Consider the following 26,468-nt stretch of genomic DNA (forward strand, 5'->3'; position numbering starts at 1 on the left):
CTATCATCCTTTTATATGTTATGCAGCGGAGGAAAATCCTCCGCTGCATTTTTTTTAAGTTAAACTGTCCTCTTCAATATTGAGCGATAAATACACTGCGTCGCTGATCGGATTATCATAATACGCTGCGATCGGCTGAAATCCGAGTGAGGTATACAAATCAATTGCAGGACGCATATGCGCTAATGTATCCAGCAGGATCCGCTTGTATCCAAGCTCCCGGCTCTCTGCAATGGCGGCACTGGCCAGGGCCTTTCCTACGCCGTGTCCTTTAAATGCATCCTTTACGAAAAGACGCTTCATTTCTGCGGTACTGTTGTCGAATGACCGCACGGCCACACATCCGGCCAGCTGTCCATCTACCAATGCAAGGAACAATGCGCCGGTTGGAGGCACATACACACCCGGCAGGTTCGCCAGCTCATCTTCAAATTGTTGAAAACTAAGATCTACATTTAGCCAATTGGCATATTCGCGGAAAAGCAGCTTCACCTGGTTAAGGTGCTTGGAATCTTCGGCGGTTACTTTAATAATCTCTGTCATAACCACTTCTTTTTAATGTATATAAAACGCAACAAGCCTTCTGCATGCAGAAGGCTTGTTGACCGGAAAATGATGGCAGCTCCATATTTTAATAGAAAATGCCGCCGATATCTTTATTATCAATTACACACGCTGTGTTTAGATAGCTATAGTAAATTATTGATAAATCTCTTGCCTTCTGATAACCTCACCTGCCTCTTGCGGGGTATGCAATATAATCTTTTGAATTGATATTTCAACACACTTGGCATTATTTCTTTTTCACCCCTGAAGTCAGCCAGCAGCGGGCATCTTCGCTTCAAACACACCTATACTTCCCAGATACCCCCGTATTCCATCAGCCACTGTGGCACATAATATGCCGGTTGCCATTACAAAAATCTATTACAGTTTTACCGGAAATGAAAAAGCCGCGGTGTACGCGGCTTTAAGAAAGAGATATGTGGAGGTTCCGAGCGGATTCGAACCGCTGTACGAGGTTTTGCAGACCTCTGCCTAGCCACTCGGCCACGGAACCATCAGTTTCAAAATGTTCGCCGTAAGTCCCCCACTGGCGTACATCTCATTCATTTTGTGGGATTGCAAAAGTAGTGAATTTCTAACAACCACCAAATATTATTTAAAAAATATCTGAAAAAATATTTTGATAATATAGCAGAACAAAGGAATATTGACACTGGAAATGTTGATTTGCGAATAATAAAAATTAGTACAATGGATAACCGTATTGCAGAATCAGAACTGATCATCAACAACCGCGGAGCCGTATATCATCTTGATGTAAGACCGGATGAACTGGCCCATACCATCATCACCGTAGGCGACCCTGACCGTGTAGGCGCAGTAAGCAAACACTTTGATAAAATAGAAGGCAAATACCAGCACCGTGAATTTGTAACACATACCGGCTATATCGGCAACAAACGCCTCTCCGTAGTTTCTACCGGCATTGGCACCGATAATATCGATATCGTGCTCAATGAACTGGACGCACTCGTAAATATAGATTTTGAAACACGCCAGGTGAAATCAACCCTCACCTCCCTGCAAATCATCCGCCTCGGTACTTCCGGCGCCCTGCAGGAAAACATACCGGTGGATAGTTTCGTGGTATCCTCGCATGGCCTGGGCCTCGACAACCTCATGAACTATTACGTGTTTGAAAATACCAACGCAGAAAAGCAGCTGATGGAGTCGTTCCGCGGACAGGTATTCCTGCAGCCCGGCGGCGCCAACCCCTGCCTCTTTGAAGCATCTGCAAAATTACAGGAACATTTCACAGATGGTTTTCATACAGGCATCACCGTTACCTGCCCCGGTTTCTACGCACCGCAGGGCCGCGTACTCCGTGGCGCCCTGTCTAATCCAAACCTGATCGATAAACTCACCAGCTTCAGCTACGAGCACCACCACATCACTAACTTCGAAATGGAAACCTCTGCCATCTATGGCATGGGCCGCGTACTCGGACACGAATGCCTTTCCATAAGCGCCATCGTTGCCAACCGCATCCGCCAGGAATTCAGTAAAGATGGCGGCGCAGCAGTGGCCGCCCTGGTCGAAAAAGGACTGGGCATCGTTGCCGCCATTTAACAGTGCGGATTTTGTCTGAAGCACTGATTACGCTGATTTTACTGATTTTACTTTTTGGATTTTTTTGGATTTTCAGATTTAATAATAAATAAGGGAGATAAAAGCGAATATATCCGCTGCTATCTCCCTTAATCCTTTATAAAATCCAAAAGTAAAAATCAAACTAATCAGTATAATCAGCGTAATCCTGAGAAAGACAAAATCCGCGCATCGGTTAATTTTTTATCTTTGTACCCATGAACAAAATCCACTTCTATAAATATCAGGGAACCGGTAATGACTTTGTCATTATGGATAACCGGGACGGACAATACGACTGGCTGACAGACGAACAGGTGAATGAACTATGCGACCGCCGCTTCGGTATTGGCGCAGATGGCCTGATGCTGCTCAATAAAAGCGAGGACTACGACTTCGCCATGAAATATTACAACGCCGATGGCCGCGAAGGAACCATGTGCGGTAATGGCGGCAGATGCCTCGCGGCTTTCGCCCACAAAATGGGCGTAGGCGACGGTAACCTCTATTTCATCGCAGTGGATGGCGAACATCAGGCTACCATGGACGGTAACAATTGGGTAAACCTGAAAATGCAGGATGTAGATGATGTGGAACATGGCCCCCTCTACTACTACCTCAATACCGGCTCACCACATTTTGTAAAATTTGTGGAAGATGTACAGGCAGTAGATGTGTTTAACGAAGGCCGCGGCATCCGTTACAACGACCGCTTCGCAGCAGAAGGTACCAACGTGAACTTTGTACAGAAATTTGAAAGCGGGATATTTGTCCGCACCTACGAAAGAGGCGTGGAAGATGAAACCTACTCCTGCGGCACCGGCGTAACCGCCGCCGCACTTACTTTTGCCGGCACAGAAACAAAGGAATACACAGTGCCGGTACAAACTTTAGGCGGACAACTGGAAGTACGCTTTACCAAAACCGGTGAACGCACTTTTGAAAACATCTGGCTCTGTGGCCCCGCCACACTGGTGTTTGAAGGGGAAATCCAGGTAAGGTAATATCACTTGTTCCGGAGTAAAAGATTCTTTACAAATCCTCCCCACACCTTAAACAGGTTATAAGGAATTAAGTGAGCAGGGCAGGATAACAAAATAAAAGAGGAAAAATAAACAGGATTACCGGTGGCTCTCTTCGAAAATATTTTCTTAAGATATTTTCGAAGAGATTTTTCTTTTAAACCATGAATACCAGTGGTTTCTTCATTCATTAATATTTTGACTGTTTCATCACTGGCTAATCTAAGCCCCCTCCTTCTTGCCCGTATAGTAAATTCATAATCCGATCCGTAATGCGGAAGCAACAATGGCCTGAAACCTCCTGTCTTCATAAAGCTGCCAACAGTCATAAATAGCCCTCGGGTAGAAAGACAATTGATCTCTTCCACACAGGTTGCCTGATCAAAAGTCATCTTACGCCAGTCTGCCAATACGCCAAGGTCAATCAACTTACCGGATTGCTTACCATATGCCTGCGATAATAACAACGTATCCGGAACACGGGTGATAAGCTCAACTCCTTTCTGCAAATAATCAGGTTCAAATTCAACATCATCATTCTCAATCAGCACCACAGCATTTTTCTCCGTTACATACTTTTTGATCCAGTTATATCCCTGCTGCAGGCTTCCTCCCCACCACCAATCGCCGGTACCCGTAAGAATGGTGGCATCCGGCAAATAAGATCTCACCATTTCAGCGGTTCCATCAACCGATCCATCGTCAACCAGAATAAGATGATAATGCTGATAGGTTTGTTTAAGCAGACAGAGAATAAAGGTCCGGGTGATCTCTTTCCTGTTATGAACAGGCAGGATAATATAAACTCTCGGATTCATTCACTACAGAGGTTTCTTTAAAAAATAGATAATATTATCGCCGGCATTAAATGCATCAAATAAGCGGGTGATCAGGTAATTGATCTTCAAACGATGGAAGCCTGCCAATATCTTCATAATAATACGTTGTGAAGTAGTTCGCTCTGCAAAGCTCTGCGTCCAAAATACCGATTTTTCTCCCTGTTTGGGATACACAGCCATATGTAACCATTGGTAATGCAGCCACTCTGAATTGGTGATGGTAATCGACTTTTCCAGTACAAGCCCCGCCTCTGCAGCATATTTCTTCATTGATTTCCTGGAGAAAATATGAAGATGGTAGGGAATATGCCAGTGCGCCCACTTTTTGCCAAACACCGGAATACCCCAGCCTTTGCCGTTCGGTGTGGTAAGAATCGCTGTGCCACCCGGTTTCAGTATCTTTTCGATGCCTTTAAGGGATACCAGCGGATCAATGACATGTTCTATTACCTGGTCCATGGTAACATAATCGAAATAGTTTGGCTGATAATCATCCGCATCAAACAGCCCTACCTTTACATTAAACCCGAATTTATCTCCTACCCGTTTAATGTTTTCATCTGCCTCTACACCATACACTTCACATCCACGGCTTTGGTGATAACCAAGGGTTTCGCCAAAACCGCAACCAATATCCAATATCCTCACATTCTCCGGCACCCAGTTATAAGCGGTACTCCGTAAACCTTTAAACCAGGCCATAAACCCTGCTGCTTTTTTATACGGCTGCCATTCTTCCAGCGACATATGTGTCCTGGGATAGTAGTTGGAATACAGGTCGCCAATCATAGCCGGCGTAAAGTCTGCTGCCAGTGAAAGATGATCACAGTTCCTGCATTGCCACATCGTATAACTTCCAGGATAACCATACCGGTTGTCAAACATATCCTTATAAAATACATCCAGTGGATTGCCGCAATATTTACAATTCATACAAGTCTCTTTTTGTAATCGCCTAATGCGAAAAATAAACTTTTATCTTTACTTTTTCCTGCCCAGCTTCTTAAAGAAAGTAGCTGCCGTACTGTTGATATCATCAGAAACACGCCATGCCAGGGTTCCCAATATAAAAATAGCTGAGAAAAAGACGCTTCTTAAAATAATATCAATAACCGGCTGAGCCATATGTGGAAGCCAGGCAACCGCCCAGTAAGCGGCGATTGCCACTACCAGCGCCTTCAACGTTTGAATAGTAAACGGTTGCAGTCCAAATTTTTTCCATATAAATACACAACGGATCGTGTTAAATACAAACATTGACAATAAGGCCGCATATCCTGATCCCAGCAGGCCATAGTTACGTATCAACAGGTAGTTCAGCGGAATAGACAACGTCACCAGCACCATTGAGCTGATAAGGTCGAAACGCCATAATCTCGAAGTACTCAGCAACTGGCTGTTCACCCCGGTGCCAAGGTCTATTATTTTTGACACCCCAAGATAAAAAAAGACATACTTACCAACGGCATATTCGGGCGGCAACAACCGGAAAAACGGGTCAATGCTCAGCCATATACCCAGAAATATATACATAGCCGCTATCAGTTGTAATAAGGAAGATTTCCGGTAAATTTCCAGGATCTTATCCATATCTTTTCCTACCCATGCTTCGGCCAGCACAGGAAGCGCTATGGCAGAAATACTACGCTGCGGTACCTGTATCAAAGTGGCCATGTACATGGCAATGCTGAGGTATGCCACATTCTTGAGACCGTTAGTACTGGAAATGATCAACGGGGCAATATTGTTCGCCAACAGGGTGAAGGAAGTAGCCAGCAACAGCGACAAAGAATATGCACTCATCGGCCGGAACAATTTTTTCGTCACAAAACTCACCCGGAAGTTCAGATGCAGCAGGTGATTTCGCCGGAGGTACCCCAGAAGTACCAGGAGAACCACTCCCCAGATCAGGTTAAATAACCAGAGGAATTGAACAAAACTGAGTATCTTAAATATATAAAGTACCACCAGCAGGCTGGTGGCCACACGTACTACCAGCTCTTTTAGAAAGTTGGGCATCACCGTTTCATGCCTGGACCAGCTGTAGTTCTCTATGATGGCAAAAAAAGAATAACAAAACATGAAAGGATAAAGGAGGTAAAAGTACTCCAGGAACATCGGCGCATTCTTCGAATACTTCCGGAAAATCAGGTCCTGGAAAACCACAGTACCAAGTACAAACAACAAGTATCCCGCCAGAGTGGCTAAAAGTACCCAGCTCAACATGTCATTTTTCTTGTCGTCCAGCCTCGAACTGTAATAAGGGTAGAAACGGTTCATTGTAGGGCCCATACTTAATGTGCAGAAAGGCACCATTATAACCCCAATATCCAGGAAAAGGCGTGTTAATGCGAATTGGTCGTCTGTAAAAAAATGCGGAAAAAGGAACAAAGTATTGATTCCTCCAATGGCAAACCCGAGATAGATAAGTACCGTAGATATAATACTTTGCTTTTTAATTACTCCCATTTAAATATTGACATGATATGAATATAAACTTCAGGTCACAATATTACATTAAAAGCCAACACGATTCAACATTTTAACTACCTTTGCGCCCGATGATCCAGTATTTTACAAATATAGATTCCAAAACTGTAGAAATACACCAGCCGGAAAACGGCGCCTGGGTAAATATTACCCCGCCGCTTAAACAGGCCGAATTTGAACAGTTATCCGAGGAACTCGATATTCCCCTGGACTTCCTCACAGATTCCCTCGATATTGACGAAAAATCCAGGTTTGAGCTGGAAGACAATGTAAAGCTCATTGTCCTGAAAACGCCGACCGAAAACAATTCGATCAATGAAAGTGAAGCCTATTACATTACCATTCCCATCGTAATTATCCTGACCCACCACCAGATCATTACGGTAAATTCTTTCGACAATACCGCTATCAAAAAGTTCCTGAATACTTTTCATAACCGCTCTCCCGAAAAAAGGAATATGATGGTCCTGAAAATATTTGAGAAAGTGGTGATCAATTTCCTTGATTACCTGAAGGAAATTAACCAGCGCAGGAACATGCTGGAAGCTAAACTATATGATTCCAACCGGAACGAGGAACTGCTGGGTATCATGCGTATCCAGAAAAGCCTGGTGTACTTTGTAACCGCGCTGCGCAGTAATGAGCTGCTGCTCATGAAACTGGAACGGACTAACTTCCTGGGACTGAACGAAGATGAAAAAGAATTCCTGCAGGATCTGATCGTAGATACCTCCCAGGCCCTGGAAATGGCCAACGTATATACGAATATCCTCAGCAGCACCATGGATGCCTTTGCCAGCATCATCTCCAATAACCTCAACGTGGTGATGAAGCGGCTCACCTCCATTACCATCATCCTTACATTCCCCATGCTGGTGGCCAGTATCTATGGCATGAACGTGGATATCCCGTATCAGCATACCCTTCATGCCTTCTATATACCGGTTATCTTGTCTATCGCTATTTCTGTAGTCATCAGCTGGTATTTTATGAAGAAGAAATGGTTTTAAGCCCTTTTAATTAAGCATATGCAAACAGGATTTAACGTAAGAGTATACGGCATCATGATCAACGATCAGAAGCAGGTGCTGGTGAGCGATGAATATATCCGTGGGGGTTATTATACCAAATTCCCCGGCGGTGGCCTGGAATTCGGGGAAGGCACCCTGGAGTGCATTGTACGCGAATGGCAGGAGGAACTGGGCCAGGATGTAAAAGTGGTAGAACATATTTATACCACCGACTTCTTCCAGATCTCAGCGTTCGACAACGTTACGCAGATCATCTCTATTTACTACCTCGTAACGCCACTGTCGCCGTTTACGGCATCCGTAAGCACCACCCCGTTCGACTTTACCATACCGGAAGGCGTGGAAGAAGTGGAACGCGCCCGCTGGATCAGCTGGGACGACTTTTCATCAGCAGCCGTTACCCTGCCCATCGATAAGGTGGTGGCCGACCTGGTAAAAGCAAAATATTAAAAAGAGAAAGGGGCTGTTTGATCAAACAACCCCTTTCTCTTTATCAGTCGTTCGTAACAGGTTCTTCAAACGGTTGCTCCTTTCCCATCGCCGCCGCCTTCATCTGCTTAGCGGTATCATGCCCCAGGTAACGCTCTATTCGGTGTTCTATCAAATAGATCAGCGGCGTGAGCACTACCGCCACCACAAACTTATAGCTGTAGTTCACCAGGCATATAGCCAGTACCCGCTGCCAGCTCCAGTCGTTACCCAGCTTAAAGGCGATATACAGTACAATAAAACTGTCTACCAGCTGCGATACAATGGTGGAACCCGTAGCCCTCAGCCATACATGCTTTTCGCCGGTACGTTTTTTAATTTTATGGAACACGGTCACATCCACGATCTGGCTCACGAGGAAAGCCGTTAAGCTACCGAGTATGATCCACATGCCCTGCCCAAAAATACTGGTGAAGGCATTCTGCATGTCGGGAATACCCGCATCTGCCCGGCTGCCTTTCCACCAGCCATCTGCAGGTACGCTCATGGCTACCCAAAACATAATAAACGCATAGGAGATCAACCCCACCGCGATATAGGAAATACGGCGCACCGCTTTCGGCCCAAAATATTCATTGACAATATCCGTCATCACAAACTCCAGTGGCCATAACAACACCCCTGCCGTTAAGGTATACGCCAATCCGCTTTCGCCAAAAAGGGTGAAAGTATGCACGGGCAATCCCAGTAACTTCTCCAGGGAAAACAGCTTACCGCCAATACATTCTGCAATCAGCGCATTGGCCACAAAGAAGCTGGTAAATATCACGAACAGTTTAGTGGGCTTATCGTTTAACAGATTTCTGAGCATTAGTAATTAACTATAAGTTGAAATATAAGGATAGCAATATTGAACAAATATAACCAGGGTGGCAATGTTTTCCATTGTATTTTTTTTAACAATAATAACACGCCCGTCAGCACACACAAAACGGCATTCAGCGGAAAAGCAATGCCTACACCCAATACCAGTATGTGATTCACTACGTTATCAAAAGAATGATCATAAGCCGTGATGCGCAGGATTTCACTGGTTATGAAGCACAGATTGCATATAAATGCAAATTTTAAGAGGAACCGGATCCAGCGCATATTGAAATTTCGGATAAATTACAGTTATTTTTGTTTCTTTAAAACTAAATCCAAAATATCCGATGAAGCAAAACTGGCTAAAAGCCATTCTTCCACATGTTGCAGCAATAGGGATCTTCCTCCTGCTGGCATTTGTGTATTGCGCTCCTGTCCTTGAAGGCAAGGTGGTGAATCAGAGCGACATGAAGAATGTAAAAGGAATGGCGAAAGAGGCAAAGGACTATTATGAAGCAACCGGCGAACGTCCGTTATGGACCAACAGTATGTTCTCCGGTATGCCCTCCTATGTGATATTTACAGGTCCCGGCGCCAATAAAATAGCGTACATGAACAGAGTTGTGACGCTGAATACGCCGGATCCCGTTAATATGCTGTTTCTGGCCATGATATCCATGTACCTGCTCCTCTGTATATTGGACTTCAAATACTGGATCAGGGTAATGGGCGCCATTGCATTTGCTTTCTGCTCCTATAATGTGATCCTCATTGATGTAGGTCACGTTACCAAGATGTACGACATTGCCCTGATGCCCGCGGTACTCGCAGGCATTGTCCTCACCTACCGTGGCCGCCTGCTCACCGGCGCTGCGTTAACCGCCCTGGCCACAGCCATGCTGGTTTATAATAACCACCTGCAAATCATTTACTACACACTGATCATGGTGTTTTGCCTGGCCGTGTGTGCATTTATACATTTTTTCCGGGAGAAACAACTGCTCCAGTTCTTCAAAGCTTCGGCCTTACTGGCCGTGGCTGGTATATTGGCGGTGCTTACTTCTATGGACAGTCTCATGATCCTGCGTGAATACACCGACTACACCATGCGTGGCAGCAAATCGGAACTTACGCTGGATAAAGATGATGTAAACCAGAAGAAGTCTACCGGCCTGGATATCGATTACGCATACGACTGGAGCTATGGTAAAGCAGAATCAGGAACGCTCCTGATACCCGGATACGTGGGTAACTCCTCCGGCCAGAAGCTGAAAGTAAGCTCCAACTTTGGCCAGCAAATGATTAGCCTTGGCGCCGCAGAACCACAGGTAGAACAGTTCCTGAGCCAGCAGAAATTACCACTCTATTACGGCGCCCAGTCGAAAGGCACTTCCGGACCCGTATACGTAGGCGCTATCATCTGCTTCCTTTTCGTATTATCGTTACTGTTAGTGAAGAGCTGGCATAAATGGTGGCTGATTGCTATAACGGTTATCGGCTTCATACTGGCATGGGGTAAAAACATGGCGTTCATCAATGATCCGCTGTTTTACTACCTTCCGCTGTATAATAAATTCCGCGCACCTGCGCAGGCGCTGGTATTGCCGTCACTCACCTTTGTGGTGCTGGCCTGCTGGGGCTTGCAGGAAATTGCCAATGGCAAGCATACCACCAAAGAATTATTGAAAAAACTGAAAGAGTCGGCGCTGATCACCGGCGCATGTATCCTTGGCTTTATTCTCATCAGCTATTTCTTCGTAGGCTTCAAATCTGCCAGCGATGAAGGCATGCTGCAATATTTCGCCCAAATGATGGGTGGCGAGGAAAACGGTAAACTGCTCATCCGCGCGTTGGAGAAAGACCGCGCCAGCCTGTTGCTTACAGATGCGTTCCGCTCCGTGTTCTTCATCCTCGTGGCTGCAGGTGCTATCTGGGCTTTCCTGCTGAATAAAATGAAGTGGCAGGTATCAGCGATCATCATCACCGCAGCCGTTACCATCGACCTGTGGCAGGTAGATAAAAACTACCTCGGCAGCGACAGTTTCGTGGATGATATGAGCTATATGCAGGACCTGCAGCCATCCGCTGCCGACCTTCAGATCAAACAGGACCCGGACCCATACTACCGCGTGTTCAATCTTACTACTTCTCCGTTTGATGATGCGTCTCCTTCTTACTTCCACAAAAACATCGGTGGCTACAGCCCCGCGAAATTGTGGGTTTACCAGGATCTCATCTCCCACCAGATTGCCAAAAACAATATGCATGTGCTGAACATGCTCAACACAAAATACTTTATCGTTCCGGATCAGAAAACAGGTCAGCCGGTAGCACAACGCAACCCCGACGCCTATGGCAACGCATGGTTTGTACGTGATATCGTATGGGCGCCCGATGCCAATACAGAAATGAAAACGCTGGACGCGCTGAACACCCGCGACTCCGCAGTGATCGATAAACGGTTTGAAAAGCAATTGGGCAGCTTCAGGCCAGGCGCTGATAGCACCGCTGCCATCAAACTCACCAAATACGGCCTGAATAAACTGGAATATACCTCCCGTAACAGCCAGGAAGGTTTCGGCGTGTTCTCCGAAATATACTACCCCGCCGGATGGAACGCATTTATCGATGGTAAACCCACCGATATTATCCGTACCAACTACGCACTACGCGGACTGAAAATACCCGCCGGAGAGCATAAAATAGAAATGAAATTTGAGCCAAAAACTTACTTCACCGGCCTCAGGATCGCAGGTATTTCTTCTTCGATCCTCTTACTGCTGGTAGTACTGCTGTTTGGCTGGGAGTTTTTTCAGCAAACAAAGGACGCCAAAGTAAAAAAATAATGTACCGGATCACAAATAACCGGGATAAAAAAAGAGGTGCCGCTGTAATAGCGGCACCTCTTTTTTTATCCCGGTTTCCTTTAGTATCTCTTCGAAAAAATATACCGCAATCCAATAAACAAGTGATGCGCAAAATTAGGCAGATGCCCGTAGTATTTGCTCAATATCCGGTAACGTTCCTTCCAGGCCCGCTGCTGGTGCTGCTTGGAAGTGCCCCCCACCCTGAACCTGGCCACTACCAGGTGCGTATTACATACTTTACGCGATGCCTTCAACGTGCGGATCATCCAGTCGATATCCGCGCAAACCCGGTATTGCAAATCGTATAACGGGCTCAAACTGCGGCGGATCACATAGGCCTGGTGCGATACTACCATGCCATGTTTCAGGCTCTTCCAGGTGAGCTGTTCCGGTACGCGGTGTGGTGTCTGCTCAGATCTCAGCCCTATATCCTGCCCGTTCTCATCCATAAACATGGCCTCTCCGTAATACACATCCGCATCTTCACAGGCAGCGAACATTTTCTCCACCACATCTGGCGCCGCCAGTACATCATCGGCATTAAGGAACAACAGGTAGCCCCCTGTAGCAAGTTGCATGCCTTTATTCATCGCATCATACAAACCATTGTCTTTTTCAGAGATCACGGTAGCAATACGGGAGCGGTATTTTTCAATCACGCTCATCGTATTATCGCGTGAAGCACCGTCCACGATGATGTATTCAATATGCGGGTATGTTTGCGCCAGCACACTCTGAATGGTATTCTCAATAAATTTTCCGGCATTAAAACAAACCGTAATGATGCTTAATACCGGTGAAGAGGCTTTGTTCATGTATCTGATTATTGCGGGTTCCTAACCACGGATTGAAACAGGTGATAGTACTGCCCGGCTACTACTTTCATTCCAAAATACTGTTCTGTAAATGTTCTGGCCGCTTTACCAAACTGCCGGCAAATATCCGGGTGGTTCAGCAAATGCAGCGTTTTTGCAGCAAACTCCTGCTGGTTACCAGGTGCTACCACATATCCGGTTACGCCATCCCGCACTATTTCCCGGCATCCGCCTACATCAAAGGTAATACAGGCCGTTTCACAACTACCGGCTTCTATCAGCACATTGGGCAGGTTATCTGCCTTGGTGGGATAGAAAAAAATATCGCTGGCGCTGTAGCATTGCATCATTTTCTCCGTTTCCTTCACATAGCCGGTATATACGCATTCCAGGTGCTTAAATGTTCCGGGCAACTGGTCCCTGCCTATCATGAGCAGGTATACTTTCCGGTCGAGCTGTGCATCCAGCAGGTGTAAAATATGCAGCAATTCTGCACCGCCTTTAAACTCGCTGTTAAACAACCGCTCGGATACAAAAGTGATCACCTGCGCATCTGCCGGAAGACCAAGTGCCTGGCGGGAAGCAGTTTTATCCTGCGGGCGGAAATAATCTGTGTCAATAGGATTGGGAATATGATACAGCGGTTTGTTCTTTGTAAGCGGACTTTCAGCGGTCATGTCATACAACCACCGTGAAGGCGAAACAATGTGCAGGTCGCTGCTGGCATAGAGCCGCTGTTTTCTTTTTATCAGGTAATTTCCGGTAGGCAATCCCATGGCAGGCGCACGTTTGTGCTCTTCCTTGCCGGCCCTCCCGCTTTTCCAGGAAGTATCGCCAAAGGTATGCGCTGCGTTGCCTGTGATGGCCCACATATCATGCAGCGTCCATACAATAGGCGCGATAGCAGATAAGCGTGGTAATAAGGTAGCATCAAAATATCCACCGTGAATATTATGCAGGCTGATCACATCGGGCCGATAAGCCTGGGTATGCCGCATGATGGCGGAAGTAGAAAAAGGAAAATACAGATATTGCAGTCCGGCCCGGTTACTTAATACATTGAGTCCTCTTTCAATAACATTCCGCACGGCACCCGGACGGGTAGCCGTGGCGCGGGGAGAAGCCGTGTGGGTGCCTACCAGGAAATCATTGGCGGTATGATAATACTCCGCCATCCCGGCTGCAATCCTTTGCGCTGCTATAGCAGCACCACCGCTGTTCTCATATTTATTGATAAAAAGTACTTTCACCGGCTAGTATTTAAAGAACTGTTGCATTTGTTTGCGGAACACATCCGGCGGCCAGTTGCGTACCAGGATGCGGGGTAGCGCATACGGATTGCTCCAGCTGTGCACCTGTCCGTGGTAGTTGGCGCATACCATTTGTAAACCCAGCGCCTTGCAGGCTTTGATGCTGTCTGCATTGTAATAGCGTTTGGTACCGAGGAATTTCCTGCCGCCAAAGGGATAGGAAAAATGTACCTGCGGGGCGCCCAGTACCCCTTCCAGGATTTCTTTGGACATCCCTATCTCGGTATATTGTTCTTCGTAGCCCAGCATGCCCACAGCCGGATGGCGGTGGGTATGACAGCCAATAGTAGCATAGGCCGCCTGGCCCATTGCTTTTAATTCTTCCCAGGTCATTAACCGGTGCGAAGCGCGGCCGGTAGCGGTTTTACCAGACCAGTCATACAGCTGCTGCATGGCGGATTCAATTTCCGCCGGTTTACAAAAGCGCAGCACCTGTTGCAGCGCATAATATGTTTCACGTATAGCCGCAAGCGTATCTGTAATATACCGCGCCGGCTGTCCATTGATGGTAATCTGTAGAACAGGGGGCAGGTTGCCGGGGGTAAGCAATACTCTCTCCAGGTCATCCCACCACAATTCGAAGGCGGTATTGATCTTAGAGGTGGTAATATAAAAAAGGGCAGGCGCCTGGTGCTTTGTCAGCAAAGGCAATGCCTCCAGGTAATTGTCTGCATAGCCATCGTCGAACGTCACAAATACGGAGCGTTCGGGGAAAGCTTTTTTATTTTTTACATGATAAAGAAATCGTTCAGCATCCAGTAGATTATAGTCAGTGGCCAGATGCGCAAGGTGTGAGTTGAAGTGTTCCGGCGTAACAGAAAGGTCCTGTGGGTCCTGTTGCAGGGTGGTAACCCGGTGGTACAGTAAAATAACCGCCGGTTGCTGCACTTTGTTGGCTACATAATGCGCAACAGAAAATATTTTTTGGCTCAGGTTTCCCATCAGATAATGCTACATTTTATAGGCGTATACATTCAACTGCATGTCCATAGTATCGTTCACCGCTTTATTCACAAACGGAGCCGCTCTTTCTGTCGCCGATTCAATGAAGTACCTGAAACCATTCCGTTGAAGGGTTTCGAGTATTTCTCCCAATCCCTGCGGCGCTTTGCTAAAGGAATGATATTCTATAAAGATGTTCTTTACCACAGACAAAGCGGTGTCGCAGTCTTTGATCACAGCTACTTCCGCACCTTCGATATCCATTTTAAGAAAGTCAACGCTTCCTGCCTGTTCCAGTAAGCTTTTGAGGCGCACCGTTGGTACTACTACTTTGGTTCCGCTCCCATTTCCGAATACACTGCCGCCATCGGCATTATCGCTGTAGAAAGTAATACCTGCTTCATCCGTCCATACGGCCCGGGGCACTACGGTAACGTCAGCAAAATTGTTTTTCCGGAGATTATCACCAAGAACACCCGCTATGAATGGATCCGCTTCAAAAGCCGTAATCCGGGCTCCGGGGAAAAGCGATTTAAAATAGATACAGCTTAAACCCACATTAGCGCCACAGTCAAAGATCACAGGGGCTTTATTACTGCTCTCAAACTGGTATACGCCGGAAAAAAATATCTCCTTATACTGAAATACAAAAGAAGGTCCGTCTACAATGTTTACATGGTAGTCCAGAAAATCAGCAGGCGCCTGCTCCTTTATCCGCTGTTGATAATGTTTGCGGTGTAAGCGTAAAAACTCCCGGTAATACTTATTACTGATAACCTGTTTAATCTTCTGCAGATTTTCACTGATCAATCCCATGTAGTCTTTTTTTTGCTTTAATGGTGATAATTACCGGGTATACCGGATCGTTAAAATCCAATTCTGCGGCTGTTAACTCCTCTGTCACAATTCCCTGCAATATGGCAGTGCAGGCAAGTACATTTCCAGATGACGATACTTCTATGTTCTCCTCTCCAAAAACTTCACCAAACGCCTTAGCGGCCGATTGGGTAGTAAATCGCCAGTAATCTCCCCATTGTTTCATATCAGTGGCAGACAATTGGGTAATCCCTGCCAGTGTTGCCAGTAACACTCCTCCCGGCTTCAGCAAATAATAGGCGCCGGCAATGGCCGACTTAAAGTCATATATAAAATTGAAAGTTTGTGTGCAAATAAAGCAGTCAATACAATTTTCAGGCAAGGTAGCCGGGGAGGTTAAATCCCCCACAATAGTTACCTGTGGTTCCTGCTTCATATGCAGCACTTCATATTTACTTACCTCCTGTCCAAATTGCCTGGAGTATTTGCTTTCTGCTATTTCAAGTACACTTCCGGAAATATGCGTCCTGTTCACTTTCAGGAACTGCTCAATGTAATAGCGGTCTACCGGCGTTCCACGGTCAAAACCAAAAGTGGTGGAAAGCGGTTGCAGACTTCTTAAATTAGTCCACGACAACGGCGAAACGGTATTCCTTTTTAAACGCTTTATTATCTTCCTGACCAGCTTAACCATTTCCAGTAATTTTTTTCCAGAATTTAGCTATCCGCTGCTTAACCTTTGCTTCAAAGGTCATTCCGGCATTACGCCTTAAGAAAGTACCGAATTTTTTTTCTATCAACAGGTAATTGCTTACAGGAATATCTTCCACAGGAATCCTTTCCTGGTAGATTTCTGTATAGGTGTAATCGTATTCCATAAAATGGTGTGTGGCACTGGCTACATTGCCATCGTGCCTCACCAGTGATTTCACCGGATAAAGGGTTAACATATCATTCAGATATGCGGTGGCCCTCCAGCGGATAGCCCAGGAACTCACCTTTCCATTCTTCTGCTGGTGCAACATCCTGAAAAACGGATACCCTCCCCAAAAATCAAACTCTTTCTTCAGCCCTCGTTCCTTTATTTGCGCAATTACCTTTTCTGTATCTCTTTCAAACTTATTCCATGCCCTCGACCACGTCCCCCATCCCAAACAACCGGGATCATGTATCATAAAGGTAGCCGGCTTATAATCTCCCGGCATTTCTATCGGGTACAGATAGCCATGAATCGCAATCATCCTTTCTTCGTGCTCATACTTCCGGAGACCATCGTTCATATACTGCAGAAAATAAGGGGACACCGCGAGGTCATCTTCCAAAACGATTACTTTACCATGTTTACGGATCACCTCCGTTACACCATCTATCACTGAAGTGGCCAACCCTTTATTCTTCTCAGCCTCCAGCACCACTACTTCCTTGCACCATTGCCTGCTATGCACCACTTCACGGGCCTTTTTAACCAACGCTACCTGTTCCGGTGTGGCATTCTCTTTTGCACCGTCGCAATATACATACAACGTACTCTCCCCTGCTTCCCTGTTTTCACTCAGGTGTTGCAAAGTGCTCAGCGTCAGCTCTGGCCGGTTGTATACAAATAATACGATGGGAGCAAATTCCATAATACAAAAAAGTACTGCGCAGCGCAGCTGTTAGGTTAAAAAAGTAAAAATCGTATAAAAATAACAATAAAACAAATGTGTAGAAGTGGCTATAGTCTTCCTCCGCCGGCAAAATAACGCTTCCAGTACGGCTCTTTCAGATCGCTGATCATGACGCCGGCACTGGTAGATGCATGAACAAATTTATCATTCTCCAGGTAAATACCTACATGAGAAATACGTTTATGATGGATCCTGAAAAATACCAGGTCGCCTTCATGCAGGTCATGCGGTTTTAATCGTTTCACCTGTGAAAACAGGTCGGTGGAGTTTCCGGAAAGCCCCAGCTGAAACACGGTGTTCATCAGGGTATTTACAAATCCCGAACAATCGATGCCGTCTCTCGTTTTCCCACCCAACCGGTAGGGTGTACCGTACCATTCGTCAATAAAACCATACAGCTTCTGGTTCAGTACCTCTTCTACCGGAACATCCAGTAACTGTGCATATTTAAATTGCCAGCTCTGCGCATTTTCCAGGTTGGCACTGCCCCTGGTGATGTTTTTGCTGATGCTTACATCTTTGCTGTTATAGTGAGAAGTATTATTGCGGGTGGTACGGCTGGTAGCAATACCATCTATAAATTGAATACGGTTGTTGTTGGCAGCAGCAGGTGTGGTAGCAGTTTTTTTATTAGCATTTCCTTTCTTTAATGAAGCGCAGGAACTGAGCGATAATGCACATATCGATAACTTCACAAGTAGATGTCCCTTTACTCTGATCATAAGCGCTGGCTAAATTTTCGCTAAAATACAAATATATAGCGATTTACGAATGTCGATTTTCGCGAGAGGGATCGTTTGTCGCCTTCGGCGACGGAAATTGTCTTACTGCCGGATTACGCTGATTATATTGATTAAGGGGATTTGATCACGTTGGATTTTTAAGGATAACAATTCTGTAAGCGAATATATCCACCTATATCTTCTTATATCTTCCCAAATCCTCATAAAATCCTCATAAAATCAAAAACATAATCAAATCAGCGTAATCACGGTTAATCAGCGTAATCCGGCAGTAAGACAATTTTTATCGCCGAAGGCGATCCTTTCCCCTAATTACATTACTTTTGTCGCTTGACGAAACAGATTAGCAGATGAATTTTTCCCACTTACACGTTCATACCCAATACTCTTTACTGGATGGGGCAGCCGACATCAAATCGCTGTATAAAAAAGCGATGGCTTCCAATCAGCCCGCACTGGCGATTACAGATCATGGTAATATGTTTGGCGCATTTCAGTTTGTGGCAGAAGCATACAACAATAAATTAAACCCGGGTGATCCGAAAGATAAAAGACTGAAAGTAAAACCTATTGTAGGCTGCGAATTCTATGTAGTGGAAAACCGCCACAAGAGAGCTTTTACAAGGGAAGAAAAAGATGTGCGTTATCACCAGGTGTTACTGGCTAAAGATGATGAAGGTTACCGCAACCTTATCAAACTTTGTTCCCTGGGCTATATGGAAGGCCTGTATGGTAAGTATCCCCGTATCGATAAAGAACTCGTATTACAATATCACAAAGGGCTTATCGCCACCACCTGCTGCCTCGGCGCCTCTGTACCCAGGATCATCCTGCGCAAAGGCGAAGAAGAAGGAGAAAAAGAATTCCGTTGGTGGCTGGATATTTTCGGAGAAGATTTCTACGTGGAATTGCAACGCCATGGCATCCCGGAACAGGAACAGGTAAACGTAGTACTGCTCCGCTTTGCTGAGAAGTATAATGTAAAGGTGATCGCTTCCAACGACTCCCACTATGTGGACCAGGCCGATGCCAACGCACACGATATCCTCCTTTGTATCAATACCGGTGAAAAGAAAAGCACCCCCACCAATAAAGACTTTTCAGACGATGATAGCGGTGGCGGCGGAAAGAACAGGCGTTTTGCTTTTTATAACGACCAGTTCTATTTCAAAACAACGGAAGAAATGAGCAAACTGTTTCATGATCTTCCGCAGGCTATTGATAATACCAACGAAATTGTAGATAAAGTACAGCTGCTGGATCTTAAAAGAGATATCCTGCTGCCCAACTTCCCTATTCCGAAAGAATTTATTACCCAGGACCAGTACCTGCGCCATATCACCTTCGAAGGCGCCCGTACCCGGTATATGGAAATGACCGCCGATATTGAAGAACGTATCAACTTTGAACTGCAGGTAATCGAAAACATGGGTTTTGCCGGTTACTTCCTCATTGTGGCCGACTTCATCAAGGCCGGTCGTGAACTGGGCGTATTTATCGGCCCGGGCCGCGGATCCGCCGCCGGATCAGCAGTTGCCTACTGTATCGGTATCACCAATATAGATCCCATCAAGTACAACCTCCTGTTTGAGCGTTTCCTTAACCCGGAACGTAAGAGCATGCCCGATATTGATACGGACTTCGATGATGAAGGCCGTCAGAAAGTTATTGACTACGTAGTACAGAAATATGGCCGTAACCAGGTAGCGCAGATCATTACCTACGGTACCATGGCCGCCAAAATGAGTATCAAGGACGTGGCCCGCGTAATGGACCTCCCCCTGGTGGAATCCAATATCCTCGCTAAAATGGTTCCGGATAAACCCGGCATCCAGCTGGATCGTATCTTCAACGCCCCCCTCGAAGGAGAAAAGAGCCTCGCCGATAAGGAAGGCCTCGCCGGTGAAGATATTGAGAATGTGAAAAAGCTGCGCGAACTCATCAAAGGCACCGACCTCCAGGCAGAAGTGCTCCGCGAAGCCTGCGTACTGGAAGGCTCCGTACGCAACACCGGTATCCATGCGGCAGGTATCATCATCGCCCCGCAGGACCTGTACGACCTGATCCCCGTATCTACCGCAAAAGACTCCGACCTGCTGGTAACCCAGTTCGAAGGAAGCATTATTGAATCTGCCGGCGTAATCAAGATGGACTTCCTGGGGCTGAAAACCCTTACCATCATCAAAGGTGCGCTGGAACTGATCCGCCAGAACCATGGCATCTCCATCGAAATAGATAATATCCCGCTGGACGACGCCAAAACATATGACCTCTACCAGAAAGGTGAAACCAACGCTACGTTCCAGTTCGAGTCGCCCGGTATGCAGAAATACCTGCGTGAACTGAAACCCGATAGGTTCGATGACCTCATCGCCATGAACGCCCTGTACCGGCCGGGCCCACTGGAGTACATCCCCTCCTTTATCCGCCGTAAACACGGCCTGGAGCCGGTGCAATACGACATCGCCGAAATGGAGGAATACCTCAACGATACCTACGGTATCACGGTATACCAGGAACAGGTGATGTTGCTGAGCCAGAAACTGGCAGGCTTCTCTAAAGGTGATGCGGACGTACTGCGTAAAGCGATGGGTAAAAAGCAGATCGCGGTACTGAACAAAATGAAAGCGCAGTTTATGGAAGGTTGCGCCAAAAATGGCCACGATCCAAAAGTCTGCGAAAAAGTATGGACCGACTGGGAAGCATTTGCCTCGTATGCGTTCAACAAATCGCACTCCACCTGCTATGCTTTTGTGGCCTATCAAACAGCCTACCTGAAAGCCCACTACCCTTCTGAATACATGGCTGCCGTACTGAACTGCGCCAGCAATATTGAAAAGATCACCTTCTTCATGGAAGAGTCCAAACGCATGGGCATCGACGTATTGCCGCCGGATGTGAATGAATCTTTCAAGGGTTTCGCTGTAAATAAACAGGGCCAGGTACGCTTCGGTCTTGGTGGCCTGAAAGGTGTAGGTGAAGCCGCCATCGAAAACCTGCTGGAAGAACGTAAAAAGGACGGTCCTTTCAAAAATATATTCGACTTTATCAAACGCGTTAACCAACGCGCCGTCAATAAAAAATCCCTGGAAGCCCTGGTGATGTCGGGCGCTTTCGACAGCTTCCCCGAACTGCACCGTGCGCAATATTTCCACAAACCGGAAGGCGAACAACTCACCGGCCTTGATAAAATCGTGAAATTCGGACAGCAGGTAACAGCGGGCTCTTCCAACATGGGCAGCCTCTTCGGCGCCGATGACCTCCCGGATGTAGAGCCACCAAAGATCCCGGCCTGCGACGCCTGGCCGCTGATCATGAAGCTCAACAACGAACGGGATATCACCGGTATCTACATTTCCGGCCATCCACTGGATGATTACCGCTTTGAAATGAAGTATTACCACATGAATACTGTTCAGGAACTGGTGGAGTATCAAACCGAAATAGCCCAACCGGGTGGCAACGGCGGCCGCTCCAGGGAACGCAATTTCCGCCTGGCAGTATATATTACCAATGCCCAGGAAAGGATTTCCCGCAACAACCGGCAGTTTGGCGTGATGACCATCGAAGATTACACCGGAAAGTTTGAATTTGCCCTGTGGAGCGAAGATTTCATCCGCTTTGCCCCTTACCTGAAACCAGGCCTTTGCCTGTTCATCAATGGCGGCTTCAAATCCAAACGGTTCAATGACAATGAATATGAATTCAAAGTAGGCAGCATCCAGCTCTTACAGGAAGTGAAGAAAACACACACTAAACAGGTGTACCTGAACACGATGCCTAAGTTCATCAAAAAGGAAACGGTAGACTTCCTGGTAGACAACGTAAACCGCTTTCCGGGCAACAGTGTGCTGCATGTACATCTGACCGACCGGGACGATCACACCCAGGCAAAACTGCATACTTTCAACCGGAATATCGAGATGAATGACGAGTTGGCGGGTTTCCTGCACAAACAGCCGGATATTGATGTGTATATAGAGATAATCAATAAGTAGGATGTCAAAAATGCAGTAATTTGCACTCGGATCAAGATTTGATCGTAATATAACAAATCATAAAAATCAAAACAATCGTTAAAATAAAAACATTTTAAAATCAAAGAATATGGCTTTAGAAATCACTGATGCGAACTTTGAAACGGAAGTTCTGAATTCCGATAAATTAACTGTTATTGACTTCTGGGCAGAATGGTGTGGCCCTTGTCGCGCTATCGGTCCGGTAATCGAAGAATTGTCTAAAGATTACGCTGGTAAAGTAAATATTGGAAAGGTTAACGTGGATCAGAACCCACAGTTATCTGTAAACTACGGTATCACCAGCATCCCTGCTATCCTTTTCGTAAAAGGCGGCCAGGTGGTAGACAAACAGGTAGGCGCTGTGCCTAAATCCGTACTGGATAAAAAAATACAGGCCAATATGTAATTTTATAAAAACTGACTTTTGAAAGCGCTCCGGTTTGTTCCGGAGCGCTTTTTTTGCGAGTGGATCGCCTTCGGCGATGTTAAATTGTCTTTCTGCCTGATTACGCTGATTATACTGATTACGCTGATTTGATTATGTTGGATTTTACTTTTGAGATTTTTTAAAGGATTTTGGGAGATGTAAGCGGAGGTTGTCTTTTTGCCTGATTATGTTTATCTTTATATTGTACCTAAAGTATTGATATCCAGTTTCTTTCTTTGTTGAAACTTGTCTAACGAATGTCGTCAAACCCCCTATAGCCAATTGATACACAATACATTACCGATCAAGTCCACGTCACCTCCACATCAAAAGCAGATCAAAAGCATGTATAAGGCATATACAAAGCATATGCAAAGCGGATGTAAAGCATAGGCTATCCCATCTTCACCCATCTTTTTAAATATCCATCTCCAAAAGAAAAAAGTAAAATCAGCGCACAGCCTCCGCTTACGTCTCCCCAAATCCTTTATAAAATCCCTAAAGTAAAATCCAGGTAATCAGTATAATCAGCGTAATCAGGCAGAAAGACAACCTCCGCTTACATCTCCCCAAATCCTTATAAAATCCCCAAAATAAAATCCAGATAATCAGTATAATCAGTGTAATCCTGCTCCAAGACAATTTAACATCGCCGAAGGCGATCCGCAAAACATTTTTCGCGTATCTTCAAAGCCAAAATCTACTTTTTTGCGTCACTACTTCCTCGCCCTGGGTGCCTTTTTTTATTGCGTCACCGCCAATGCTCAACGCAAATGCGGCACTGCCGAAGCACTGCAACAGCGGGTAAAAGAAATCCCTTCCCTTCAAAAGATTATACAGAATAACGAAGATAAAATGATGCTGGGCCAGCAACGGCAACAGCTGCGTGCGATGGTGGAAGCCATTCCGCAGGCGGTATCCGTTCCCGTAGTGATCCACATCGTGCTGGATAACCCAGCGCTGGTTACAGATGCGCAGATCGCCTCCCAGATAGATGCCCTGAACCGGGATTATAATGCCGCTAACCCTGATGTAAGCCAGGTACCCGCCGTATGGCAGGCGCTCATCGGCAACAGCCGCATTAATTTTTGTCTCGCTCAAAGAACGCCCGACGATGAACCCACCAACGGCGTTGTAAGAGTGCAAACAGCTCCCGGCCAAAGCTTTTCTATCAGCAACGCGGCGGCAGACGCCAAGTACAACAGCACCGGCGGCTCCGATGCCTGGGATCACAGCAAATATCTTAATATCTGGGTCACCCGCCTTTCCGGTAATTACCTCGGCGTGGCCGCCCCTCCGGGTACCGGCTACCCTGTTGAACAGGAAGGCGTGGTGGTGCAATACACCGCTTTTGGTACTACCGGCAGCGTAGGTAGTACCTACAACCTCGGCAGAACCGCCACGCATGAAATAGGGCATTACTTCGGTTTAAAGCATGTTTGGGGAGATGATAACGGGGGATGTACCATTGATGACGGTATCACCGACACACCGCTCCAGGGCGATAATACCTACGGATGCCCGTCCTTTCCCCGGCTCGACAACTGCACCGCCACCTCACCGGGCGTGATGTTCATGAACTACATGGACTATACCGATGATGCCTGCATGCATCTCTTTACCGCCGGGCAGGTAGACCGCATGCGCTTTGTACTGGAAAATATCACCGCCAGCCTGATGACCTCCAACGGATGCGTACCACCTTCCATGGTAAACAACGATGCCTCCCTGGTGAGTGTCAACGCGCCGGATGGCAAAATATGCACCAACAATATTACACCCGTAGTAACCCTGCGTAACCGCGGCGCCAACACCCTCACTGCTGTGAGAATCTGGTACCAGGTAAACAGCGGCGCCCTTACTTCTTACCAGTGGACGGGCAGTTTGGCCAGTTTGCAGCAAACCAGCGTTACACTTCCTTCTTCCAATGTAGCTATCGGCAGTTATAACCTGAAAGCATATACGCAATCACCCAACGGCCAGCCGGATGGAAATGTTACCAACGATACAGCTGATATCCGCTTCCGGTACGACGCGGAAGCAGCCCTCCCCTTTGAACAGGGCTTTGAAAACGACAGCTTCCCGCCACCAGGCTGGGATCTCTATAATCCTGACCGCAGCTTCACCTGGGAACGCGTTCGTAATGTGGGCAAAAACAGCAGCGCTTCCGCGCTCATGCGCAACCTGGGATATAATACCAACGACCAGACAGATGACCTCATCACGCCGGTTATTGATCCGCAGGGCGCAGATTCCGTATTCCTCTTTTTCGACGTAGCCGCAGCCGTATTTACCGACCCTGCTACCACCTCCAATGCCTGGGATACCCTCCAGGTAATCGTGACCAACGATTGCCGCCAAACCGGCCAAATCCTTTATTCCAAATGGGGCCCCAATCTTATTACACGCCCAACACCGGTTCAAACAGAATTCATCCCAACCACCACCGAATGGCGCCGGGATTCTGTAAACCTGACCGCTGCAAGCCATAAAGGAAAGTTCCAGGTAGCCTTCAGAAACATCTCAAACTCAGAGAATAACATTTATATTGATAATATTAATATTGTTACCAAATCAGTGAATCCAATCCTCCGGGAAAAAGGGGTATTGGTGAATCCTAACCCTACAGATGGCATCGTTTGGGTAACATTCCTGGAAATACCGGAAGACCTGGTGCAGGTATCTATTTACAATATACAGGGACAGTTCATTATGAGCCGTCCGGCAGCAGATATCGGCGCCGGCAACCGGATGACCTTTAATTTGGTAAATGAGCCAAATGGTGTTTATTTTGTAAAATTAATTTACAGGAACAGGGCCAACACCATCAAATTAATGAAAGTAAGATGACGATGAGACAAGATTATCCGGCTGTTCAAACGCTCCTTCAGCAACCTAACCTGGACGCAGCATTGAAGGGCATTGCAGAAAAGATCCTCCAACAGGAAAGAATTACACCCGCAGAAGGGCTGATCTTATTTGAAAAAGGCGATATCGGCTTTTTAGGTGCGTTAGCCAACCTGGTAAGGGAGCGGATGCACGGTGACAAGACCTACTTCAACCGCAACTTCCATATCGAACCTACCAACGTTTGCGTATTCACCTGCCACTTTTGCTCCTATTCCCGCCTGTATAAAAACAGGGAAGACGGATGGGAACTGAGTATCGACCAGATGATGGACATCGTTAAAAAATACGATAACCAACCCGTTACAGAAGTACATATTGTTGGTGGCGTACATCCTAAAATGCAGCTCAACTTCTTCGTGGAGCTGATCCAGAAAATCAGGGCACACCGTCCGGATCTGCATATCAAAGGATTTACCGCTGTGGAACTGGATTACATGTTCCGCAAAGCTAAAGTGAGCATAGAAGAAGGGATGCGCATCCTCAATGAAGCCGGCCTGCAATCCATGCCTGGCGGCGGCGCCGAAATATTCGCACCGGAAGTACGCGCTAAAATATGCCACGATAAAGTAGATGCCGACGGATGGCTTGCCATTCACAAAGCAGCCCACAACCGCGGCATGCACACCAACGCCACCATGCTGTACGGCCACGTTGAATCTTTTGCGGACCGCATCGACCACATGGAACGCTTACGTACACTGCAGGACGAAACCGGTGGCTTTAACACCTTCATCCCCCTGAAGTTCCGTAATAAAGGCAACGATATGTCGCATATCCCGGAATCTTCTATCGTGGAAGACCTGAGATTGTACGCTATCGCACGTTTGTATATGGATAACTTTCCCCACCTGAAAGCCTATTGGCCTATGCTGGGAAGAAACACCGCACAGCTGACCCTGTCTTTCGGCGTAAATGACCTGGACGGCACCATAGATGATACCACGAAAATCTATTCTATGGCCGGTTCGGAAGAACAAAACCCTTCCATGAACACCGCCCAGCTCACCATGCTCATCAAACAGGCCGGCAGAAGACCAGTTGAACGGGATACCGTGTACAACGAAATAAGAGATTACACTGATGTGGTTTTTTCAGATGAAGAACTGCTGACCAAATAGTA

The 26,468-nt window shown here is 46.5% G+C and carries 21 protein-coding genes and 1 tRNA gene; 9 read left to right on the plus strand and 13 right to left on the minus strand.

Features of this window, described 5'->3' with window-relative positions; all coding sequences use genetic code 11:
* Nucleotides 1–54: 54 nt before the first annotated feature.
* Nucleotides 55–543 carry a GNAT family N-acetyltransferase gene (locus ACLHR0_RS16640; protein WP_370913279.1) on the minus strand — a complete coding sequence of 163 codons (489 nt, stop codon included), beginning with the start codon at nt 541–543 and terminating at the stop codon, nt 55–57.
* 443 nt (nt 544–986) lie between these two features.
* Nucleotides 987–1,060 (minus strand) — tRNA-Cys (locus ACLHR0_RS16645).
* Nucleotides 1,061–1,257: 197 nt separating this feature from the next.
* On the opposite strand from ACLHR0_RS16645, the gene ACLHR0_RS16650 reads away from it, so the two are divergent.
* A complete protein-coding gene (locus tag ACLHR0_RS16650) occupies nt 1,258–2,136 on the plus strand; it encodes a nucleoside phosphorylase (protein ID WP_436488064.1) in 879 nt (292 codons plus the stop codon).
* A gap of 236 nt (nt 2,137–2,372) precedes the next feature.
* Nucleotides 2,373–3,158 carry a diaminopimelate epimerase gene (gene dapF / locus ACLHR0_RS16655; protein ID WP_436488066.1) on the plus strand — a complete coding sequence of 262 codons (786 nt, stop codon included), beginning with the start codon at nt 2,373–2,375 and terminating at the stop codon, nt 3,156–3,158.
* Between the two features lie 2 nt (nt 3,159–3,160).
* Here dapF and ACLHR0_RS16660 read toward each other — a convergent pair whose 3' ends face one another.
* The 3 genes from ACLHR0_RS16660 to ACLHR0_RS16670 are packed head-to-tail and all read right to left on the minus strand — an operon-like array spanning nt 3,161 to nt 6,295.
* On the minus strand, nt 3,161–3,994 hold the full coding sequence (locus ACLHR0_RS16660) for a glycosyltransferase family 2 protein (RefSeq protein WP_436488068.1): 834 nt from the start codon (nt 3,992–3,994) through the stop codon (nt 3,161–3,163).
* A gap of 3 nt (nt 3,995–3,997) precedes the next feature.
* The gene (locus ACLHR0_RS16665) at nt 3,998–4,948 is read right to left on the minus strand and encodes a class I SAM-dependent methyltransferase (RefSeq protein ID WP_436488070.1); all 951 of its coding nucleotides are present in this window, start codon (nt 4,946–4,948) and stop codon (nt 3,998–4,000) included.
* Between the two features lie 48 nt (nt 4,949–4,996).
* Nucleotides 4,997–6,295, minus strand: coding sequence for a lipopolysaccharide biosynthesis protein (locus tag ACLHR0_RS16670; RefSeq protein WP_436488072.1), 1,299 nt, complete (start codon nt 6,293–6,295; stop codon nt 4,997–4,999).
* A 281-nt stretch (nt 6,296–6,576) separates the two neighbouring features.
* Here ACLHR0_RS16670 and ACLHR0_RS16675 point away from each other — a divergent pair, with 281 nt between their 5' ends.
* Nucleotides 6,577–7,515, plus strand: a complete 939-nt coding sequence (locus tag ACLHR0_RS16675) for a magnesium transporter CorA family protein (protein ID WP_370913275.1) — start codon at nt 6,577–6,579, stop codon at nt 7,513–7,515.
* A gap of 18 nt (nt 7,516–7,533) precedes the next feature.
* Entirely contained in the window at nt 7,534–7,986 is a 453-nt protein-coding gene (locus tag ACLHR0_RS16680) for an NUDIX domain-containing protein (protein ID WP_370913274.1), read from the plus strand.
* 43 nt (nt 7,987–8,029) lie between these two features.
* Here the strand turns inward: ACLHR0_RS16680 and ACLHR0_RS16685 are convergent, their stop codons facing one another.
* Nucleotides 8,030–8,836 (minus strand): queuosine precursor transporter, encoded by an 807-nt coding sequence (locus tag ACLHR0_RS16685; RefSeq protein WP_370913273.1) that lies wholly within the window; start codon nt 8,834–8,836, stop codon nt 8,030–8,032.
* A 343-nt stretch (nt 8,837–9,179) separates the two neighbouring features.
* On the opposite strand from ACLHR0_RS16685, the gene ACLHR0_RS16690 reads away from it, so the two are divergent.
* Nucleotides 9,180–11,678 carry a YfhO family protein gene (locus tag ACLHR0_RS16690; protein ID WP_436488075.1) on the plus strand — a complete coding sequence of 833 codons (2,499 nt, stop codon included), beginning with the start codon at nt 9,180–9,182 and terminating at the stop codon, nt 11,676–11,678.
* Nucleotides 11,679–11,758: 80 nt separating this feature from the next.
* On the opposite strand, the gene ACLHR0_RS16695 is transcribed toward ACLHR0_RS16690, so the two are convergent.
* The 7 genes from ACLHR0_RS16695 to ACLHR0_RS16725 all read right to left on the minus strand — a co-directional run bounded on the left by ACLHR0_RS16695 (nt 11,759) and on the right by ACLHR0_RS16725 (nt 17,971).
* A complete protein-coding gene (locus ACLHR0_RS16695) occupies nt 11,759–12,514 on the minus strand; it encodes a glycosyltransferase family 2 protein (RefSeq protein ID WP_429063727.1) in 756 nt (251 codons plus the stop codon).
* Nucleotides 12,515–12,522: 8 nt separating this feature from the next.
* Nucleotides 12,523–13,764, minus strand: coding sequence for a glycosyltransferase (locus ACLHR0_RS16700; protein ID WP_436488077.1), 1,242 nt, complete (start codon nt 13,762–13,764; stop codon nt 12,523–12,525).
* A 3-nt stretch (nt 13,765–13,767) separates the two neighbouring features.
* On the minus strand, nt 13,768–14,766 hold the full coding sequence (locus tag ACLHR0_RS16705; protein ID WP_436488079.1) for a polysaccharide deacetylase family protein: 999 nt from the start codon (nt 14,764–14,766) through the stop codon (nt 13,768–13,770).
* Nucleotides 14,767–14,775: 9 nt separating this feature from the next.
* Complete coding sequence (locus ACLHR0_RS16710) at nt 14,776–15,582, minus strand: FkbM family methyltransferase (RefSeq protein WP_429049454.1); 807 nt, start codon at nt 15,580–15,582, stop codon at nt 14,776–14,778.
* Entirely contained in the window at nt 15,566–16,276 is a 711-nt protein-coding gene (locus tag ACLHR0_RS16715; protein WP_429049457.1) for a methyltransferase domain-containing protein, read from the minus strand. Before ACLHR0_RS16715 ends, ACLHR0_RS16710 begins: the two co-directional genes overlap by 17 nt.
* On the minus strand, nt 16,269–17,207 hold the full coding sequence (locus ACLHR0_RS16720; RefSeq protein WP_436488081.1) for a hypothetical protein: 939 nt from the start codon (nt 17,205–17,207) through the stop codon (nt 16,269–16,271). Before ACLHR0_RS16720 ends, ACLHR0_RS16715 begins: the two co-directional genes overlap by 8 nt.
* A gap of 89 nt (nt 17,208–17,296) precedes the next feature.
* Nucleotides 17,297–17,971 (minus strand): C40 family peptidase, encoded by a 675-nt coding sequence (locus tag ACLHR0_RS16725; RefSeq protein WP_436488083.1) that lies wholly within the window; start codon nt 17,969–17,971, stop codon nt 17,297–17,299.
* A gap of 371 nt (nt 17,972–18,342) precedes the next feature.
* Between ACLHR0_RS16725 and dnaE the strand changes: the two genes are divergently transcribed.
* From dnaE to mqnE, 4 genes are all read left to right on the plus strand, one after another.
* Nucleotides 18,343–21,990, plus strand: coding sequence for a DNA polymerase III subunit alpha (gene dnaE / locus ACLHR0_RS16730; RefSeq protein ID WP_429049462.1), 3,648 nt, complete (start codon nt 18,343–18,345; stop codon nt 21,988–21,990).
* 109 nt (nt 21,991–22,099) lie between these two features.
* Nucleotides 22,100–22,417 carry a thioredoxin gene (gene trxA, locus ACLHR0_RS16735; protein WP_079472839.1) on the plus strand — a complete coding sequence of 106 codons (318 nt, stop codon included), beginning with the start codon at nt 22,100–22,102 and terminating at the stop codon, nt 22,415–22,417.
* 729 nt (nt 22,418–23,146) lie between these two features.
* Complete coding sequence (locus ACLHR0_RS16740; protein WP_436488086.1) at nt 23,147–25,288, plus strand: M43 family zinc metalloprotease; 2,142 nt, start codon at nt 23,147–23,149, stop codon at nt 25,286–25,288.
* Entirely contained in the window at nt 25,285–26,466 is a 1,182-nt protein-coding gene (gene mqnE, locus ACLHR0_RS16745; protein ID WP_429063719.1) for an aminofutalosine synthase MqnE, read from the plus strand. Before ACLHR0_RS16740 ends, mqnE begins: the two co-directional genes overlap by 4 nt.
* Nucleotides 26,467–26,468: the final 2 nt, after the last annotated feature.

This window comes from Chitinophaga sp. ARDCPP14, from assembly GCF_051362515.1.
GTDB lineage: Bacteria > Bacteroidota > Bacteroidia > Chitinophagales > Chitinophagaceae > Chitinophaga.

Bases quoted from the DNA above. Each gene is read 5' to 3' on its own strand.
- ACLHR0_RS16640 (WP_370913279.1), bottom strand. From the start codon at position 543: ATGACAGAGATTATTAAAGTAACCGCCGAAGATTCCAAGCACCTTAAC.
- ACLHR0_RS16650 (WP_436488064.1), top strand. From the start codon at position 1,258: ATGGATAACCGTATTGCAGAATCAGAACTGATCATCAACAACCGCGGA.
- dapF (WP_436488066.1), top strand. From the start codon at position 2,373: ATGAACAAAATCCACTTCTATAAATATCAGGGAACCGGTAATGACTTT.
- ACLHR0_RS16660 (WP_436488068.1), bottom strand. From the start codon at position 3,994: ATGAATCCGAGAGTTTATATTATCCTGCCTGTTCATAACAGGAAAGAG.
- ACLHR0_RS16665 (WP_436488070.1), bottom strand. From the start codon at position 4,948: ATGAATTGTAAATATTGCGGCAATCCACTGGATGTATTTTATAAGGAT.
- ACLHR0_RS16670 (WP_436488072.1), bottom strand. From the start codon at position 6,295: ATGAACCGTTTCTACCCTTATTACAGTTCGAGGCTGGACGACAAGAAA.
- ACLHR0_RS16675 (WP_370913275.1), top strand. From the start codon at position 6,577: ATGATCCAGTATTTTACAAATATAGATTCCAAAACTGTAGAAATACAC.
- ACLHR0_RS16680 (WP_370913274.1), top strand. From the start codon at position 7,534: ATGCAAACAGGATTTAACGTAAGAGTATACGGCATCATGATCAACGAT.
- ACLHR0_RS16685 (WP_370913273.1), bottom strand. From the start codon at position 8,836: ATGCTCAGAAATCTGTTAAACGATAAGCCCACTAAACTGTTCGTGATA.
- ACLHR0_RS16690 (WP_436488075.1), top strand. From the start codon at position 9,180: ATGAAGCAAAACTGGCTAAAAGCCATTCTTCCACATGTTGCAGCAATA.
- ACLHR0_RS16695 (WP_429063727.1), bottom strand. From the start codon at position 12,514: ATGAACAAAGCCTCTTCACCGGTATTAAGCATCATTACGGTTTGTTTT.
- ACLHR0_RS16705 (WP_436488079.1), bottom strand. From the start codon at position 14,766: ATGGGAAACCTGAGCCAAAAAATATTTTCTGTTGCGCATTATGTAGCC.
- ACLHR0_RS16710 (WP_429049454.1), bottom strand. From the start codon at position 15,582: ATGGGATTGATCAGTGAAAATCTGCAGAAGATTAAACAGGTTATCAGT.
- ACLHR0_RS16715 (WP_429049457.1), bottom strand. From the start codon at position 16,276: ATGGTTAAGCTGGTCAGGAAGATAATAAAGCGTTTAAAAAGGAATACC.
- ACLHR0_RS16720 (WP_436488081.1), bottom strand. From the start codon at position 17,207: ATGGAATTTGCTCCCATCGTATTATTTGTATACAACCGGCCAGAGCTG.
- ACLHR0_RS16725 (WP_436488083.1), bottom strand. From the start codon at position 17,971: ATGATCAGAGTAAAGGGACATCTACTTGTGAAGTTATCGATATGTGCA.
- dnaE (WP_429049462.1), top strand. From the start codon at position 18,343: ATGAATTTTTCCCACTTACACGTTCATACCCAATACTCTTTACTGGAT.
- trxA (WP_079472839.1), top strand. From the start codon at position 22,100: ATGGCTTTAGAAATCACTGATGCGAACTTTGAAACGGAAGTTCTGAAT.
- mqnE (WP_429063719.1), top strand. From the start codon at position 25,285: ATGACGATGAGACAAGATTATCCGGCTGTTCAAACGCTCCTTCAGCAA.